Origin of the sequence: Paenibacillus sp. 4624, assembly GCF_050435065.1 — a bacterium.
GTDB lineage: Bacteria > Bacillota > Bacilli > Paenibacillales > Paenibacillaceae > Paenibacillus > Paenibacillus amylolyticus_D.
This window is the reverse complement of sequence record NZ_JBNDJR010000001.1, coordinates 271,590-290,254: the sequence shown is the minus strand read 5'-3', so window position 1 is coordinate 290,254 and position 18,665 is coordinate 271,590. Positions and strand designations below refer to the sequence as shown.

The following is an 18,665-nucleotide window of genomic DNA, read 5'->3' as shown; positions in this document are numbered from 1 at the left end:
TCCTTCTCTCTCTCTCTTTGGTATAAGACGGAAGAACCGACCAAACCGTTTTCATTTTTTTGCACGAAAAAAAGCTCACCATCTATAGATAGGAGCTACTATTCCTGCACTCGTAATCGAATTACATCTACTCACAGATTGCCCGTAATCTCAATTCCATCAGCTGACTCCAGAACGTTCCGAATCCAAACTGTCAACGAATCCAAAAACACCCGCAGTTCCGGTTCAGCAACTTTAACCTGTTCCAGCTCAGATAAAACAACAGCCCATACCTTCTTCACAATCGGATTGTCCCAACATGGATCAAATGCCTCTAATTCTTCTCCACTCCGCGGGTCCGTTAAAGGGAAAACACGATTGATTGCTGGACGAATATGTTTAAAATCCTCATCATAGATGAACAGCATATCTTCCTGCCTTATCTCACGCACATCTTCGTTCATATATAGAGGGGATAAGGTAAACCCTATGTTCCTCTCAGTGCCTTCATACTGATACAAGAGTACCGGAATTTTGCTTTTGGCTTGTCTTTGCACAACATTCACTCCTTTCCGAATCACCACTTCAGGCACTCACAATTCAAACCATTCAAATACTCCTGGATACTGATTCGTCACACCCTCCATCTGTTGTTTCCAGGCTCGTCCTTCCTCCCCCCAGATATGGAACAGGCAGTAGATGTATCGTTCACCATCCGCTACTTCATCCAACCCGCTTGCTTCCTCCAACACTACCTCCAAAGCTCTTGGCCATGATGCATCGTCACGCAAAAGACTAAAACCATCGGTGTGTTGCTCCAGACTATACATCCTGCTATGTGTCAGTGATGCCGCCAGTCGAAGCATGATCTCATGCAACCTGGTGTACTCCTGCTCCTTCGTTCTGATCCCATACTCCCAGCCCATAATGAAGTTCCTCCATCATACATCGTTTACTCGACTTCACTTCATCGTACTGCGTATCCATATTGCTGGAGTTCATCCATCACAGCGAGCACATCACGCTTCGGATTCAATTCTCGAATCAGGTCGGCACTAATCGGTGCATTGTTATATATTTCAGTTACAGCTGTCAAAGACATATCCTGTATATCGTAGTAATCTTCTGCCCAATCGATGTATGACTTCGGTGTTTCCTCGATATAACCGAACAGAAATGCTACTCCACCCTCAGCATCCGATTGGTCTTCCTGAGCCATGGCAAGTCCAACTGAGCTGCCTGTTTTCCAATCCAGATTGTGCCCTTCCTGCCAGATACAGAAGGTTACATCCTTCCGAGCCAGCGTTTCCTCGTGTTGACTCAAAATACGCATGAACACCTCTGGCACCTCATCATACATCCCCGGGTAAATCTCACCATCCTCACGGTTATGCGGACTAAGCGGAGATTCATGATCAAACCCTTTGAGTAACGTGCCCGTATTCGTAAACAATACATGCAGATGATCCCCTGCCCCGTTATTCACGCTTCCCCATGCTGTATCTGGCTGTAATGTGTTATGGTGATAACGATGTACGCGGAGCCAGTCCTCTTCAGACAGAATGATATCTAGTGCGGCAAGTGCCTTTATCCGCTGGTGCAAAATAGAAGCATTCATGATCGGTGTCCCGCTCCATTGATGCATATCCATCTCTCCTAAAAATGATCTAGGTATGTGATTTATTCAATCTATGTAAGGCACGCTATAGTCGGATCAAATCCTGTACCTTGTTCTTCCCCTGGTCACTAGGTTGGATCGTAACCGATATCTGATTTTCCTTTTTAAATACAGTACAAGCATAATTTCCAGGGTTTAGCTGTAAGAAGATCCCTTGAGATAATTCATCCGGCTCCAGTTCACCGCCGCTGACATCATCTGCTGATCCTAAATAAACCTTACCCGAAGGAACCTGAAAATAATATATGTTTGCCTGATCCGCCTCACTCTCTGGTTCCAGAACAGCTGCTTGCACCTTCCAGTGCACCTCATACGTTCCGTCCTCACCCAGATTCAGAAACAGACAATGACCTGCGTTGACCTCCTCCAGTTCATCATCCGGGATCGACCACCAGTCAGGTGTATCCTGAAGACGATGCTCTAATGACGCCAGATCATAACAACATAATGTCGCTGTATCTGTATCCATCTGAAATGTTCCTTGCATGCTCATCCTCTCCTTCATCTTTTATTATAACAAGCCCGCCCCACACATAAAATCGAACTCCCGAACCATCTCTGTAACGTTACTCTTCATTTCTGGTTAACAATTGACGATATATCCATAACGGAATTTTTTTGAACTTGATGGAGGAATCTATGCCAATTAATAATAGGAAAGAACCTTTTCGTTATACTCTGAAAGAACCTATGCATTTCGAAATCTATATCCTGAGCATTAATGGCATGGACGGTCCCTCCAAGCCTATTCAGGCCGAATTACGTGATATCAGTCGTTCGGGCTGTCAGCTTGCTTTTCCACTGTCCCTCCCTGTAGAGCATAACGATATTCGCATCGGCATCAACTTGAAGCTGTTTGAAGATTTATTATATATTGAAGGCACACTTCGCTGGGGTATGGAACATAACATGGTATGGCGTTACGGTGTTCAACTTGAAGTCGCAGTTGAAGATCAGGATCGTCTGTCTCGGGAAATGCGTATGCTAGCAGGACAAGGTAAAATCATCGTCAAATAAATACAATGTACATACGAAATAGAGACATCTTTATATCGTTAAAAAAGATCAAAAAAGCAGTTGCTCCTCTGGAAATATTCCAGGAAAGCAACTGCTTTTGTTATATTGAATTATGCTTTTGCCGTGAACAGCAGTTCTTGTTCCTTAACAGTCGTGCGACCAGCAGACTCAATCGAAGTATATTGATGCATGTTGGTGATGATTACCGGTGTAATCGTTGTATAACCCGCTTTTTCAATCTCTTCCCGGTCGAACTCCATCAAGACATCACCCACAGACACTTTGGTTCCTGCCTGAACTTTAGGCGAGAAGAACTGGCCTTTCAGCTTCACCGTATCAATCCCGATGTGGATCAGCATTTCTGCACCTGTATCACTTACGAGACCAATAGCATGTCCGCTCTTCGATAATGAGAATACCGTTCCGTTGATTGGAGAAACAACTCGGCCTTCCGCCGGTTGAATCGCAAAACCTTTACCCATAATTTCTTCAGAAAATGCAGGGTCAGGAACATCACTAAGCGGTCTCACTTCACCTGTGATCGGGCTGAATACTTGCTCATCCGTTGCTTGTGTTTCTTCCGCTACCACTGGAACTGAAGTTGCTGTCGTTGCAGTTTCTGTAGAAGCTGAAGTTGCAGCTGCTTGTGGCGCATTATTTTCCTGGAATCCCAGGATGTACGTAATTATTGCTGCAGAAGCAATCGCAATGAGACCACCCAGTATACCATAAATCAATGTACTGATGGACGGACTGATAAATGCCGCAAGTCCTGGCAAACCTACAAGGCCTGTTAGTACAAATGCTTTTACCTTGACAATACCCATAAAGCCACCACCAATTGCCCCACCGATGAGTGCAGCAATAAACGGTTTTTTGTATCTCATATTAACACCATACATCGCCGGTTCAGTAATCCCCATAAATGCTGTCAGACCTGTTGAATAAGCCAGAGATTTCGTTTGTCCATTTTTGGAACGAAGTCCTACACCAATCGCTCCACCCGCTTGAGCCCAGTTCGCTGCTAGCATCAAAGGAATAATGAAGTCATAACCTAATGTTGTCATGGAACCTACAATGATTGGCAACAAGGCATAGTGCATACCTGTGATGATTAACAGTGACATCGTACCACCAATCAGAATGCTTGCAAGGATGGACGCATTTTCGAACAACCAAGCAATACCGCCAGACATACCGTTACCGATAATGGAACCCAGTGGTCCAATCGCAATCAATGTAAGTGGAACCATGATCAGCAAGGTCACCGTTGGTACGACGATGAGTTTTACTGATGAATGGGTAATGCGGTCAACCGCTTTTTCCACGTAAGAAGCAATCCAGATCGCAATAACAATCGGAATAACCGTTGAAGAATAGGTTGCTGCGACGACTTTAATCCCCGCGAACGATGAGTTTCCTTCTGCCAATAAAGCTGTAATGGTTGGATGCATAATCCCGGCCGCGAGCGCTGCACCAATATACATATTACTTCCCAATTTCTTAGCAGCACTGATGGCAAGGATGATTGGCAGGAAGTAGAAAGCACCGTCACCAATCGCAGATAAGATAACATAAGTCGAACTCTTATCAGACAGCCAGCCAAACGCTACAAGGATCGCCACGATCCCTTTGATCATACCTGCGCCGGTAATCGCTGGGAGGATTGGAGTAAATACACCTGAGATGAAGTCAAACAGGGCACTTATCGGATTTCTCTTTTGTTTCGGGCCTGTAGAAGCCGTAGAAGATCCGGCGTTTGCACCTTTGGACATGTTGCCTACCAGCGCGTTGTATACCTTCGGTACATCATTACCGATGATGACCTGGAACTGTCCACCATTCTCCATAACACCCATAACCCCAGGTGTGTTCTTTAATGTTTCTTTGTCGGCTTTTTTGTTGTCATTCAAGTTAAATCTGAGCCTTGTCATACAGTGGGTCACTTGATCAATGTTCTCTTCGCCACCAACAAGCTTCAGAATATCTTTGGACAATTGTTGTTTATCCATTGTGTTTTGCTCCTTTTATGTGTATTGAAGGTTTAAAAAAAACCTAAACACTGGACCATGACAAAGCAGAATAGCTTATCATGATTCAACGTTTAGGTTTTGCCTTTTTTGCAGTAACAATCCCAAATTATTCGATTGTTTGTTCATTTCGGACAATGCGTTCGATATGAATCGTGAGATACAATACTTCTTCCTTTGACAAGACCCGATTATAGATTTTACGTGTATAATCATTAATCTTGACTGCACAAGCATGTGCTTCCGGATATTGTTTGCTCACCAAGTCATGAAGCGGATTATCCTCTTCCTTGTCTTCAATCGCTGTACCTTGCAATACGCGTTGAGCAAAGAACTTTAAATGGGTCAGGAATCGGTAATAACTTAGTGAATCTTCGTCGAGCTCGATCACGAAACTGCGCCGAACGATGTTCAGAATATCCTTCACGATATTCGTAATGCTGATCGTTTCTCTCATCTCACCATTCATCTGGGCGTTAACCAGATGCATCGCGATGAATGCACATTCGTCCTCGGGAAGAAGAACACCTAACGTTTCTTCGATAATCTGCAATGCCTTGAGACCGATCGCATACTCCTTCCGGTACATGCGCTTGATCTCCCAAAATAATGCATTGCGGATCTGCAATCCTTGACGATGTCGGTCAATAGCAAAATGAATATGATCCGTCAGTGAAATGTAGATGCTTTCATGAAGCTTCTCACCTAGTACCGTCTCAGCGTAACGAATAATCTCATCTGAACACTCTACATATTCAACCGGAATATCAGACAGAAGCGTCTTCAATTTCTGAGAAACTTCTTTACTTTCGAGCGAAAATATTTTTTCGACGAGACTCTCATCGATGAATTCACCAGTATGCTTTTTGAAGGCAATTCCACGTCCCATAACGACCAGTTCGTTACCTCCCGGGTCAATTACAGTGACTACATTGTTGTTGAGTACCTTCTCAATTTTCATTTCTTCACATCACCTTGCACCGTCAAAGTAGTAAAAGGCAAAACCAAAACAGGTCACAAAGTATGCCTGCCTCTGGTTTTGCCTGATTGAACAGTAACAATCCAGTATTCTTTAGCCTTGGGCCTATCTTACCATATTAAATCGCATGTGACAACGTTTTTCTGAAAGCGGTTAATGTGCGTTAATGCGACATAAAAGGCACTCATACAACAATGACTTTGGAATTATGATTTTGCATTATTATCGATAAGACTTGCGCCATTAGTACTAATAACTTCTTTATACCAGTGGAACGATTTTTTCTTGTAACGCTCCAGCGTTCCTGAACCGTCGTTATTACGGTCTACGTAGATAAAACCGTAACGTTTCTTCATCTCTGCCGTAGATGCACTCACCAAGTCAATGCAGCCCCATGACGTGTACCCCATCACTTCGACACCGTCTTCGAGAGCTTCACCAACTTGCACCAGGTGATCATTCAAGTATTGAATGCGGTAGTCATCATGAACCGTTTTATTGCCGTCCTCGTCTGTAGCCAACTCATCTACGGCGCCCAAACCATTTTCGACAATAAACAATGGTTTTTGATAACGGTCCCAGTATTTATTGAGGGTTACGCGCAAGCCCTGAGGATCAATCTGCCAGCCCCATTCACTTGCTTTCAAGTAGGGGTTCTGAACTCCTGCAAACAGGTTTCCTTTGCCCTCTTTACGTTTTTCCGGATCACCGGTCTCACAGATACTTACATAATAGCTGAAGGAGATGAAGTCTACGGTGTGCTTGAGAATTTCCTCATCCCCGTCTTCGAACTTAATGTTGATGTTATTCACTTTGAAATAACGATTAATGTATTTCGGATAATAACCACGTGCATGGATATCAGCAAAAATATCATTACGCTGCTCTGCGTGCATCGCTGCAACAACGTCGTCTGGATTCGGTGTAAGCGGATATGTCGGCATGCTCAGCACCATGCACCCGATTTTCGCTTCTGGCATAATTTCATGTCCCAATTTGACAGCAAGGGCACTGGCAACCAATTCATGATGGATCGCCTGATACAGATCTTGTTTGGACAACTCGGATTTCGGTGTATAGATACCACCGCTCATGAATGGTTCTTCCAGAATGGAGTTGATCTCATTAAACGTCAACCAGTATTTCACTTTGCCTTTAAAACGATTAAACAGCACGGTAACATAGCGTTCGTAAAACTCGATCATTTTACGATTAACCCATCCATCATAGGTTTTAGACAAATGCAGCGGCGTCTCGTAGTGAGAGATCGTTACGAGCGGTTCAATGCCGTACTTGTGACACTCATCGAACAGGTCATCGTAAAATTGCAGACCCTTCTCGTTCGGCTCCAGCTCGTCCCCTTTGGGGAATATGCGAGACCAGGCAATGGATGTACGGAACACCTTAAAGCCCATCTCGGCAAACAGTTTGACATCCTCTTTGTAGCGGTTATAGAAATCAATCCCGATTAATTTCAAGTTATCTTCGGTAGGCCCTTCAGTTCTTGGGGTTGTAATGCCATGTGGCATAACGTCCTGTACAGATAAACCTTTGCCATCGGCATTATATGCTCCCTCAAGCTGGTTGGCCGCTACTGCACCTCCCCATAAAAAGTCCTTCGGAAATGGCGTTGTCATTTTGCTTCATCCTCTCGACAATTGAATAATTAGAATTTATTTATTATCCGCTCTAAGATTACTTGGTCCCCACTTGCTCTAAACGCTCCATGATCCGCTCAAGCTGTGCACCCGTTACGGTTTGCTTCATATCAAACTTCCCTTTGCTCACACCCGTCATTACACCAGCGCGAGCACTATTCTGAATCGCTGCATGTGCCCAATGCTTACTGTCGACATCGCCAAACACGAGTTCCACCGAATCTGTAGCAGGCTTCCAATCCTTATTAGTCAGGATTTGGTCTACAATAACTGCCATTTGCGCACGTGTTACTTCGCTCTCTGGGGCAAACCTTTGGTTTCCGATACCTTTCATTAGACCTGCCTTGGTCACCTTCGCAATGGCTTGAGTAGCCCAGTCAGGAGCGCTGTCAACATAAGGATAATCCTCAGTTCCTTCCGAAAGCTTTAGAACATCCGATAGTATCACAGCGATCTGCGCACGAGTTACAGGTTCCGTAGGCTTTACACCATGCTCCGATGAGGGACCTGTCTGCTCTCCAGCTGTACCTTTATGAAGTCTGAACAAACTCGCGATAACCTCTTTATTGTTGAAGGCAGGCACCCATGACCAGTGTTTCAAACCTCCGTAGAATCTGCGGCTGTCCATATATGCATCATCGTATAACGTTAAATGTACCTGTTTGGCTCCCATTTCGGTCAAAGCCTGATAAGCAAGTGAACTAGTACGACTATCTGTTGTTGGGTCATTTTGAGCGTGCATAATCCACATCGGTACATCCACAATGCCTTTCAGTTCTTGCTTGAAGGCGTCAACGGAACCTGTATAATCCGCAACGGTATCTTTGGCAGCAACGATGATTGCTCCAGCAAACAGATCAGGATACTGCATCAGGAAGCGGAATGCACCTCCACCGCCACTAGATACACCAGACAGATAAATGCGGTCAGGGTCTACTTCTCCTTCGGCAACAAGCTTTTGGATCAACTCAACCTGAGCTTCAAAGTATACCTTCATTATGGGTAGCTGCTCTGCATTGTTGTAAATTTTGAAGCTGTAATTCTCAGGATATTGCACCGCTAGTACAGAAGTATCATGCCCTGATTCTGTCCAGACTACTGCACCGCGATTCGCAGTCAGATGATTGCGTCCGTCTGTTCCAACTTCACCACCGCCGTGAAGCCATACCATGAGCGGCTTCGCTTCCTTGGAAGGACTGCGCTTCAGGTTATAGGATAGCGTTACACCGTTGCTTGCAGTAAATTCTGCTTTTTCAAACTCATCGACGGTGCGGGTTTTTACCTGATTTACACTTTTTTTATCAAAAGAAAGCTCTGGATACAATTGGCTGGTTACGGCAAACTCGGATTTCAGACCTCCAGGATATTTGAAAGGTTTCACGGTCATATGAATGGTATGATCTTTCATGGACAACGTGATGCCATCGTCTTCGTAATTGTCTTGCACAATTTCTCCTGCAGCATTTAACGGATAACCGTCATAGTTCCCTGTAATATCAAAGTCCGACGCCTTCAGATTTTTGTATTTTTCCACGTCTGAAACCGTAATGTCAAAAGATTCGACCATTTCACCCGGATCACCAACAAACGTATTTGCCTGAATTTGCGTCACTTGTGCGCTTGCTGCACCTGTTGTCCCAGGCCAGATCACACTCAGACTTAGCGTTAATGCCAACATACAAGAAACATGTTTAACGCCTCTATTCCGCTTCTTCAAAAGAACCCCTCCAGCTCATATGATGGTTGATTGCAAAGTAAAAAGCGGACAAGCGCCAACCAAAAGGGTTGTATGAAGCGAAAGCTCATATCACACTTTTAAGTCAGGTTTTGCCCGCTCCTGTGCGGTAACAATCCTAAGAATGTCATCACTGAATATCTCTTTATTTCAGGTGTTTATTGCGGATGTATATTCTCTTTCAGAGCGAAAGAATTAAAGTTGCTCACCGTTGCTCGCAATGACGTTTTTGTACCAATCAAATGAATCTTTTTTGGAGCGTGCAAGTGTTCCGTTACCTTCATCATCGAGATCCACGTAGATAAAGCCATAACGCTTGGACATTTCGGAGGTAGACATACTCACGAGGTCGATCGGGCCCCATGCAGTAAAACCAATCAGCTCTACTCCATCTTTGATCGCCTCTTTCATCTGTTCGATGTGCTTTTTGAGGTAATCTACCCGGTAAGAGTCATGAATGGAGCCATCCTCTTCCACTTTGTCATACGCACCCAGACCATTCTCTACAATAAAGAGCGGCTTCTGATAACGATCCCAGAAGTTGTTCAACGTTACGCGCAGACCGATCGGGTCGATCTCCCAACCCCAGTCGGAAGCTTCCAGATAAGGGTTTTTCACGCCGCCCGTCAGATTGCCTGTAGTTTCAGCCGCATCCGCAGAAGCCGATTTGGTCACGGACATGTAATAACTGAACGAGATGAAATCAACCGTGTTATTCAGCAGAATCTCATCATCGCCTGCTTCTTTTTGAATAACAATGTTATTCTCTTCAAAATAACGTGCCATGTAGTTCGGGTATTTACCGCGAGCGTGCATGTCCGTGAAGAAGAGGTTAAGCTGATTCTCATGCTGAGCCAGTTGTACATCGACCGGATTGCAAGTCGCCGGATAGGTTTCCATACGCGCAAGCATACAGCCCACTTGGGAGCCAGGGATAATCTCATGTGCCAGCTTTGTTACCATAGCACTTGCTACAAATTGATGATGCAAGGCTTGGTAAGTGGTTTGCAGCTTATTGTCTACTTTATCAATCAGAATACCGCCGCCAGTGTACGGACTGAATACCATCACGTTAATCTCGTTAAATGTCAGCCAGTATTTCACTTTATTTTTGTAACGGTTAAATACGGTTTCCGCGTAACGCACATAGTGTCCAATCACTTCACGGCTTGCCCAGCCGTTATATTTTTGCGTTAAACCAAGTGGAGTCTCATAGTGAGACAGTGTAACGAGCGGTTCAATCCCGTATTTATGCAATTCGTCGAATACTTCATCATAGAATTTCAAACCTGCTTCATTTGGCTCTTGGTCATAACCGTTCGGGAAAATACGTGCCCAGTGAATGGACAAACGGAATACTTTGAAGCCCATTTCAGCGAACAGTGCGATATCTTCTCTGAAACGGTGGTAGAAATCAATACCAAAACGTTTCGGGAAACGTTCTTCAATTTTGCCAGAGAGAATCTCTTCGATTCGGGAAGAGGAAATTTCCATGGCATGTCCACCCGTACGCTTTTCTTTTGGCACATGAGCGATCATGTCCGCTGTGGAGAGACCTTTTCCGTCCTTATCGAATGCGCCTTCCAGTTGGTTCGCAGCTGTAGCCCCGCCCCACAGGAAGTTTTCAGGGAATCCTTTTTTTGCCGTGGTCATCATAACAACCTCTTTTCGAAATAATTTTTGGTTTTCCATAGGCAAGAACAACTCCAAAACAGAGCAGAAAACAAGAAAAACCTAAACTCAGGGTAAAATAGCACCAAAAAAGGGGCTTTCATTTCACCATCAGTTTAGGTTTTGCCTGTCTTCACAGTTACAATCCATCAAAAGATGTTATAACATATTCTGTTGTTTTGCTCTTGTGATGTAAGCGTAACATATTTATTTCGTAAAATCAAATTCACCCAAAACGTACGGTCTAGATCCTCTTTAAAATTACCTATACAACGTATTTATAATGAATAATATCTTATTTCTAACGTCATTTCTAAAGCTACTTCTAACGTGGCATTCGCAAAATTGCTGCCCGTAGGGCATTGGCTCCTTCCTCCGTTTCCAGATAACTTGCAGGACTTTGGTCCCCCAGAGCTGGAACCTTTTTATCTATCCACTTCAACGCGGAATCTCTCATTTCACACAAAAGCACCCGGCTTATATCTTCTGGAATACCTTTTAATCGTGCCTCTTCTTTCCATTCATTGGGCAATTGAGCGTACCATTCATCAAATAGTTCGACGAAGGAATCCCAGTGCTCCTGTTTAAACACAGAAAAATACATATCTTGCATACTCATGTAACATTTCTCCTTCACATTAAGATGTGTAACTCCCTGGTCCTATCTCAGAGAATTCAGACTTAAGCCGCTTGTAGTCGCTGTTATAACTAGTAGACTTAATTTTAAATGATTTTCAGGGAGAGAACAATCAAGGAGGAACACATCATGGCCGAAGAAGAAAACACATCTGGTTGGGACGCCATTGACCAAGCTGCGCAGCAACTATACGGAGAGCAGGAACCTAAACATTATGGCACAGCCATTCCATATATGCTTGGCGGACCTGACCCACTGGACGGGATAAGTGCCTATGCGGTAGATACGCCGATGCCTCATTGGCATTTTGTAACCTATGGCTTCTCGGAGCTTTACGGCAAAGAGGGCGATGATGCATCCAGAAGTGGATATGGTTTTGAACTTACATTTCGCCTTACACGCTGTGAAAATGAATCCGAGCCGCCGGTCTGGGCACTCAATCTGCTCCAAAATATGGGGCGATACGTCTTTAACAGCGGTAACCTGTTTCAGCCCGGAGATTATCTGGATGCCAACGGCCCGATCTGCCTGAACTCCGATACGCTGTTGACCGCACTCGCATTCGTAGAAGATCCAGATTTACCTGAACTGAATACGCCGAATGGTTCTGTTCAATTTATCCAAATGGTCGGCATCACCTGCCGTGAACTGGAAATGATTCAGAGCTGGAATACCCGCGGTTTCCTAGCTGCCTGTGAAAGCTATATGCCTAAATATGTAACGGATCTGATGAGGAATTCCTATGCAGATATCCCTTCGGTGATCCAAGCGACGGAGCGCGGCATTGAGGAAGACGGTTCAAGCACCGCCTTTTTGTTCATACAACAATTGAGCTGGGAGTCTGCACGCAAAAAACTGCTACAGAAAAACATTCCTGCCAAGCTTCAGTTGGGCGCTCAACAAGCAACCCTTCTAGCCAGCATCCTGCGGAGCCGAATCGCCAAAAAAGCAACATTGTCCCTGATCGGGCCAAATATCAATATTGTCTTTGAAGCTGGGGAGCATCCATCTCTGGTAGAAACGGAGCGAGAGGTGAGACTGACCGTGAATCAGCAAGCTGTGCTTGAAATTACAGAACAGCTTCGCCCGCAGGCCGGTTCCTTTCAGGTCCCTTCACTGGACAAGCTTCTTATTGAGATTGTGCCCACGCAGATTAAAGATCAGGAAGGGAATGTGATCAAAACGATCGGCTAATCAACGGAATTGCATCACAGAATCTGTTTCAATGGCTAGTCAATTGTCTTATTTATAGGAGACCCCTATAGTTTCCTATAGGTGGAAATGGAGAACACACGTGCTACAATTTTAGTGCGCACAACAAAGAGAGAGAATAACTCACACATCTCAGGAGGGTATTATGTCTATTACGAAAAAAACATCTTTATTCGCTATGCTCATCATGATGATGATCGTAGTCGCTGCCTGCGGAGACAAAGCAGATAACAATGCAAAATCAAGCGAACCTGCTGCCGCCGAAACAACTACAGGCGCAGCTTCTGGCACAGCCAAAACAGATGATGCCGACAAATCAGAAGCGTCCAGCGAAGATAACAAAGAAACCGACAACTCATCCAAAATAGAGCTGGGGACAACACAAAAGGGTTCTTACACTAATGACTATTTTGGCGTATCCCTGAAATTCCCCGAGGCATGGGAGTATCAGGATGCCGAGGGCATGAATCAACTGACGAGTGCTTCCTCTGAAGCCATTGCCGGTGACGATGAAAAGAAGAAAAAGCAGATGGAACTGTCTCAAGCCAAGACATTGAACCTGCTCATGGCATCCCAATATCCGCTCGATGGCGGCAAAGTTGGTCCATCTGCAATGGTCATCGCCGAGAAGGTTAGCTTGTTGCAAGGCATTCGTACAGGAGAGGACTATCTGAAAGCTACCAAGAAGTTCATGGAAGACAGCAATTTCCCTTATGAATACAAGGACTTCACAAAAGAAACCATCGGTGGCAAAGAAATGGATCTAATGCAGATCACGACGAATGCAGCTGACGGAAGCAAAATCACTCAGGAATACTACAGCACCATCATTGAAGGTTATGCGTTCAACTTCATCTTCACTTATCTCGATGAAGAAAGCAAAGCCGAGATCGACAATATTAAGAAGTCGGTTCAATTCAAATAAAACCGAAACCCCGGTAGCGATCTGAAACAGATCACGCCGGGGTTCTTTTTTCTTTTTTACATAACTAAACAAAAGCGTTTAACTAGACAGGGCGACCCAATGTCCTTCTTTCACTTCGACCCAGCGCGAATGCTCCAGATTATATCGGTCTCCCGTGCCACTGGTTTCCTTCTCCTGATCTACCAAAGCGATACGTGGCTTATTTTTCTCCACCGCCGGATCAGGAACCGGAATGGCTGACAGCAACGCCTTCGTATACGGGTGCTGCGGATTAGCATACAGTTCTTCACTCTCGGCCAGTTCCACGATTTTGCCGTTATACATGACAGCGACCCGATCACTGATATGTTTGACCATCGACAGATCATGCGCGATGAACAAATACGTTAGACCCAAGCGCTGCTGCAGCTCTTCAAGCAACTGCACAATCTGCGCCTGAATAGAGACATCGAGTGCCGACAACGGCTCATCACAAACGATAAACTCTGGCTCTACCGCCAGCGCCCTTGCAATGCCAATTCGCTGACGTTGTCCACCCGAGAACTCATGTGGATATCGCTGTGCATGCGATGAATCAAGCCCCACCATCTCCAGCAGTTCTTCCACTCGCTTCTGTCGCTGTGCGGCATTACCTGCCAGCTGATGGATATCAAGCGCCTCGCCAATGATGTCCATAATTCTCATTTTGGGATTCAGTGAAGCATATGGATCTTGGAAAATGATCTGCATATGTCGTCGCATCGTTTTCATCTCTCCAGGCGAGAGTCGCTGCAACGGAATGCCCTTGAACAGCACGTCGCCTCCCGTTGGCTCATGCAAGCGAAGAATCGCTCTTCCTGTCGTGGATTTTCCGCTGCCTGACTCGCCTACAACGCCAAGTGTCTCCCCCTGACGGATATGAAAACTGATATCATTCACTGCTTTTAACGTATTGCCTTTTCCGAGGTTAAAATACTGTCTCAGAGATTTGACCTCCAGCAGCGGCTGATCGTCCTCCAGATCTTTGGGTACCTGAGAGACCAATTTAGGTTTCTTCTTCTCATCCAGCCGAGGTAGCGCGTTTAACAAACGGACGGTATACGGATGTTTTGGACTTTCAAAAATCTCCGCTGTAGTACCTGTCTCCACGATCTCTCCCTCTTTCATTACAACCACCCGGTCACACATGCCAGCAACCACACCCAAGTCATGTGTAATAAGAATAATCGACGTCCCCAATTGCTCCTGCATATCTTTCATCAGGTTCAAAATCTGAGCCTGAATCGTTACATCCAAAGCTGTAGTCGGCTCATCGGCGATTAATAGTTCAGGACGGCAAGCTAGGGCAATACCAATCATCACCCGCTGACGCATGCCACCGGAAAATTCATGCGGATACTGATTATAACGGATAGCGCTTTGTTTGATGCCTACTCGTTCCATCATGGCGATGGCTTGTTTTTTCGCTTCCCTTTTCGATAACTTCTGGTGTTTGATCAGACTTTCCGAGATTTGTTGACCAATTTTGATCGTTGGATTAAGCGAGCTCATCGGATCTTGGAAGATCATGCCAATGTCCCGACCACGAATATGCTCCATCTCTTTTTGTGATTTCCCGGCGAGATCCATACCTTTAAAACGAATTTCACCCGATTTCATCTGAGACGGTGGAGAGGCAAGCAGCCTCATAATGGAGCGTGCGGTTACGCTTTTACCACTACCTGATTCCCCGACGATGCCCAGCGTTTCCCCTTTCTGCAGTTCAAAACTGACCTGCTTGACCGCCTGAAACTCACTATCACCCGTGTAAAAAGAGACGGACAAATCATTTACTCTCAGCAAAGGTTCCACGATGTGCACCATTCCTTTCATATCTGCTCTATCTTCTCATATGTAACCAATTCCATACCTTGACAATTAAACCTACCCTACATAATATATACTATATTGATCGGAATAATGCAATTTAAACTTCAGTGAAAGGAGGATTACCGTTTGACTACTGGAGTAGAAAGTCATCACACCACCCGTCTGGTGAATCATCTACGTTTTATTTATGGAAAAATGCTGCTTCATCCCGTCTATCGATATGTATTGATCGTTCTCGGATTACCGATCAACCTGATCGTTTATATGGTCTGGCGTTCCAAACGCAAACAAGATGACTGGTCAGCTGCAAAAAAACAAGCTGAACAGGAGATGCTCACCACTTCCTACCGGGATACCATACGATTGGAACTGGAAGAACAACTGAGGCGCAAGCATCGTTTTTTCAAACAAGAGGTCAGCGAGGCAGCATTCAGACAGCAGGCCGAGAGCTGGCTTGAGGAAACGTTTCAGAAAGAGTTGCTGGAACGAACGTCCCAAAAGTTAGAACAAAAGGGCAAGCATCGTCTCGCGATTCAAGATACATTCGGTATGCTAATAGAGAAACCTTGGTTTCTTGCCTTATCGATCATCCCCGGCTGTTTGATGTTTTTCATCCTGTTTCTCTATGGTAATGCTTATCTAAAATACATATTTGAAAGACTGCTCATGACCCTCTTTGTCATTCTGGGTGTAGCAACACTAGTATTTACGATTCTGTACTTATCTCCGTTCAACCCGGCGGCCAACATTCTCGGCGTAACGGCAACACAAGAACAGATCGCAGCCTTTAATCATGTATACGGCCTGGATCAGCCTTATCTGACACAGCTTTGGAATAATATCAAGGGTATTGCGATGTTTGATCTGGGCAAGTCGTTTGCAGGGAATGAGATCGTGACGGATACTATTGCCCGAAAGTTCCCGATTACGCTGACACTCGCCGTGATTTCCCTGTTGTTCGCCGTTGTCATCGCTTTGCCTATTGGCATTATCTCGGCGCTTAAGCCTAATTCCTGGTTTGATTACACATTTATGTTCATCGCTCTGATTGGATTGTCTATTCCAAACTTCTGGCAGGGACTGATTTTCATCCTGAATTTTTCAATTAAAATGCAGTGGCTTCCCGCTACCTTTAATCCACAGAACTGGCTGTCCATGATTATGCCGGTCATTGTGCTAGGGACAGGACTTACGGCTGCGGTTGCACGAATGACCCGCTCATCTACACTGGAGGTCATTCATGAGGATTATGTCATGACTGCCCGGGCCAAGGGCCTAAGTGAACGTCAAGTAATGCTGAAGCACGCGGTGCGTAATGCTCTGATTCCTATCATTACTGTTGTGGGGCTTCAATTCGGAGCTATGCTTGGCGGGGCTGCTGTAACAGAGAAGGTATTTAATATCAGCGGACTGGGAAGTTACATCGTGGATAAGCAATTCATACCCGATATTCCAAGTATCATGGGCGGAGTAATCTACACAGCGATCACGATTTCCATTGTGAATGTTGCGGTTGATCTGTTTTACGCGTTTATCAATCCAAGGGTTCGCTCCAAAATGAAACAATATTAAAGCAGGTGTACTATGACAAAATCAAGCTCCCTTACGCAAGAAATGCGTTTCCGGCTCAAGTCTTCGCGTGAATACAGTCAAGCCAGCTTCGCATGGATCACTTCAGTTCTGCTGACCCTGTTCTTGCTACTGAACAGTTATGACTGGAGCGGGCAGACGTTCAAGCCTTTTATAGCTGGAGTAGCCGGCATTTATCTGTTCTTCACCCTCATTCAGAGTCTGCTTGTGATTCTAATCAGGCAGGACTTAACACATCGCGGGGTTATACGTGTTCTGACACGTAGACTCGCATGGGTACAGCTGCTGGCTGCTTTGACAGGTAATATTTTTATTGTAACGGCTGCCTTCCATCTGATTCGAAAACGAAAAAGTATTGAGTATACATTCGCTGTATACGCACTGTTAACCCAGTTATTTGTGATCGGTGTATCGGCTCTGAATGTGTTCAAGCCTTATGTTGCGGATACCTTTCTGCCTTCGATGGCAGCCCTGCTATGTATTCTCGTCATGGATTTGATCGTATTGATCATTGTGTCAAGGTTTGATGCGACCTCTCCTCTACCTCGCTGGATGATGGTGGTAGGTGGAGTGATGATCGTTAGCGTGATTACGGGCAACGTTTTCGCGTTGCTACTGGGGATCTCGATCCTTCGCCGGCTCCGCAGACAAGGGAAGCATGGAACGAATTTCTGGAATGATCTGTGGGAACGTCTTGCTCCCAATATGACCGCGATGTCCGGACTCTTTTTCATCATCTTCCTGTTCTCCATCTCCATCTGCAGTTTCTTTACCTTCGACTACAGCATGGCTGTGGAAAATAATTATTCGGCCCTGCTTCAGTCACCTTCTCTGGCCTATCCGCTAGGAACGGATGATTTCGGTCGATGTCTATTTTCACGAATCGTGTTTGGGGCACGGATTTCCTTGATTGTCGGTTTTATGTCAACCCTGATTCCGGTTGTGATTGGCGGTGTGCTGGGTGCCTTCTCAGGTTTCTACGGAAGACATACGGATAACATTATCATGCGACTGCTGGATATCCTGTATGCCATTCCAGGTATCTTGCTCGCTATCGCGATTATCGCGGCTTTCGGTGCTAACACGGTAAATCTGATCGTGGCTCTGAGCCTCGGTTCGATTCCCACTTATGCCCGCACGATGCGAGCCAGTGTGCTCTATGTGTCGACCTTTGAGTTTGTTGAAGCGGCGCGTGCCTTGGGATATACCAATCGTACGATTATTTTCAGACACATCATTCCCAACTCGCTAGCACCGATGATTATCAAATCCACATTGACGATTGGCGGAGCTGTCATTGCAACCAGCAGTTTGAGTTACCTTGGACTCGGTGTAGAACCACATATTCCGGAATGGGGCAACATTCTGAAGCTGGGCAGCACCTATCTGGAGACTCATTCGTATCTAGCAATTTATCCAGGGCTCGCGATTATTCTGCTTGTTCTTTCGTTTAACTTTCTCGGTGACGGATTGCGGGATGCCCTTGATCCCAAGCTGGAGGAGGCGTGACGATGATTATTAATTTACATGATTTTTAAAAGTTGAACTAAAAGATGTTTACATGAAGCACTCCGATGACAGAATAACCTTCCAATCGCTGTTATCCCCAGATTTTTTTGATTCCCTTTTCTCAAGGGAAAAATCCGGTGATAAAGGCGACTACTCCGTTTTTCCAGGTTTTTTTCTGTCCTCTCCGTTTTTGTGTA

General features: G+C 45.2%; 16 protein-coding genes. 5 read left to right on the top strand and 11 right to left on the bottom strand.

Going from position 1 to position 18,665, the window contains the following annotated elements; genetic code table 11:
* Positions 1–131: 131 nt before the first annotated feature.
* From ABIE27_RS01290 to ABIE27_RS01275, 4 genes are read right to left on the bottom strand one after another with little or no spacing between them, the layout of a single operon-like run.
* The gene (locus tag ABIE27_RS01290) at positions 132–536 is read right to left on the bottom strand and encodes a hypothetical protein (protein WP_151458037.1); all 405 of its coding nucleotides are present in this window, start codon (positions 534–536) and stop codon (positions 132–134) included.
* 36 nt (positions 537–572) lie between these two features.
* Positions 573–905: a hypothetical protein gene (locus ABIE27_RS01285; RefSeq protein WP_123062719.1), complete on the bottom strand. Its 333-nt coding sequence runs from the start codon at positions 903–905 to the stop codon at positions 573–575.
* A gap of 41 nt (positions 906–946) precedes the next feature.
* Entirely contained in the window at positions 947–1,624 is a 678-nt protein-coding gene (locus ABIE27_RS01280; protein ID WP_123062720.1) for a hypothetical protein, read from the bottom strand.
* 58 nt (positions 1,625–1,682) lie between these two features.
* Entirely contained in the window at positions 1,683–2,144 is a 462-nt protein-coding gene (locus tag ABIE27_RS01275) for a DUF6386 family protein (RefSeq protein ID WP_123062721.1), read from the bottom strand.
* Between the two features lie 152 nt (positions 2,145–2,296).
* Between ABIE27_RS01275 and ABIE27_RS01270 the strand changes: the two genes are divergently transcribed.
* Positions 2,297–2,674, top strand: coding sequence for a PilZ domain-containing protein (locus ABIE27_RS01270; protein WP_123062722.1), 378 nt, complete (start codon positions 2,297–2,299; stop codon positions 2,672–2,674).
* Between the two features lie 110 nt (positions 2,675–2,784).
* On the opposite strand, the gene ABIE27_RS01265 is transcribed toward ABIE27_RS01270, so the two are convergent.
* From ABIE27_RS01265 to ABIE27_RS01240, 6 genes are all read right to left on the bottom strand, one after another.
* Positions 2,785–4,686 (bottom strand): beta-glucoside-specific PTS transporter subunit IIABC, encoded by a 1,902-nt coding sequence (locus ABIE27_RS01265; RefSeq protein ID WP_123062723.1) that lies wholly within the window; start codon positions 4,684–4,686, stop codon positions 2,785–2,787.
* A 127-nt stretch (positions 4,687–4,813) separates the two neighbouring features.
* Positions 4,814–5,665: a BglG family transcription antiterminator LicT gene (licT, locus tag ABIE27_RS01260; protein ID WP_090915167.1), complete on the bottom strand. Its 852-nt coding sequence runs from the start codon at positions 5,663–5,665 to the stop codon at positions 4,814–4,816.
* A 224-nt stretch (positions 5,666–5,889) separates the two neighbouring features.
* The gene (locus ABIE27_RS01255; protein WP_429349735.1) at positions 5,890–7,320 is read right to left on the bottom strand and encodes a glycoside hydrolase family 1 protein; all 1,431 of its coding nucleotides are present in this window, start codon (positions 7,318–7,320) and stop codon (positions 5,890–5,892) included.
* A 58-nt stretch (positions 7,321–7,378) separates the two neighbouring features.
* Positions 7,379–9,019, bottom strand: coding sequence for an S-layer homology domain-containing protein (locus ABIE27_RS01250; protein WP_151458038.1), 1,641 nt, complete (start codon positions 9,017–9,019; stop codon positions 7,379–7,381).
* Positions 9,020–9,271: 252 nt separating this feature from the next.
* Entirely contained in the window at positions 9,272–10,729 is a 1,458-nt protein-coding gene (locus ABIE27_RS01245) for a glycoside hydrolase family 1 protein (protein ID WP_123062882.1), read from the bottom strand.
* 343 nt (positions 10,730–11,072) lie between these two features.
* Positions 11,073–11,366 carry an MbcA/ParS/Xre antitoxin family protein gene (locus ABIE27_RS01240; protein ID WP_123062726.1) on the bottom strand — a complete coding sequence of 98 codons (294 nt, stop codon included), beginning with the start codon at positions 11,364–11,366 and terminating at the stop codon, positions 11,073–11,075.
* Between the two features lie 147 nt (positions 11,367–11,513).
* Here ABIE27_RS01240 and ABIE27_RS01235 point away from each other — a divergent pair, with 147 nt between their 5' ends.
* Together ABIE27_RS01235 and ABIE27_RS01230 are read left to right on the top strand one after the other, a co-directional pair.
* Positions 11,514–12,578, top strand: coding sequence for a suppressor of fused domain protein (locus tag ABIE27_RS01235; RefSeq protein ID WP_429349734.1), 1,065 nt, complete (start codon positions 11,514–11,516; stop codon positions 12,576–12,578).
* A 163-nt stretch (positions 12,579–12,741) separates the two neighbouring features.
* Positions 12,742–13,521: a hypothetical protein gene (locus ABIE27_RS01230; protein WP_429349733.1), complete on the top strand. Its 780-nt coding sequence runs from the start codon at positions 12,742–12,744 to the stop codon at positions 13,519–13,521.
* A gap of 78 nt (positions 13,522–13,599) precedes the next feature.
* On the opposite strand, the gene ABIE27_RS01225 is transcribed toward ABIE27_RS01230, so the two are convergent.
* A complete protein-coding gene (locus ABIE27_RS01225) occupies positions 13,600–15,351 on the bottom strand; it encodes an ABC transporter ATP-binding protein (protein WP_123062883.1) in 1,752 nt (583 codons plus the stop codon).
* A 213-nt stretch (positions 15,352–15,564) separates the two neighbouring features.
* Here ABIE27_RS01225 and ABIE27_RS01220 point away from each other — a divergent pair, with 213 nt between their 5' ends.
* Positions 15,565–16,941: an ABC transporter permease subunit gene (locus tag ABIE27_RS01220; protein ID WP_429349976.1), complete on the top strand. Its 1,377-nt coding sequence runs from the start codon at positions 15,565–15,567 to the stop codon at positions 16,939–16,941.
* Between the two features lie 12 nt (positions 16,942–16,953).
* Complete coding sequence (locus tag ABIE27_RS01215; RefSeq protein ID WP_123062729.1) at positions 16,954–18,468, top strand: ABC transporter permease; 1,515 nt, start codon at positions 16,954–16,956, stop codon at positions 18,466–18,468.
* The last annotated feature ends 197 nt before the right edge of the window (positions 18,469–18,665 follow it).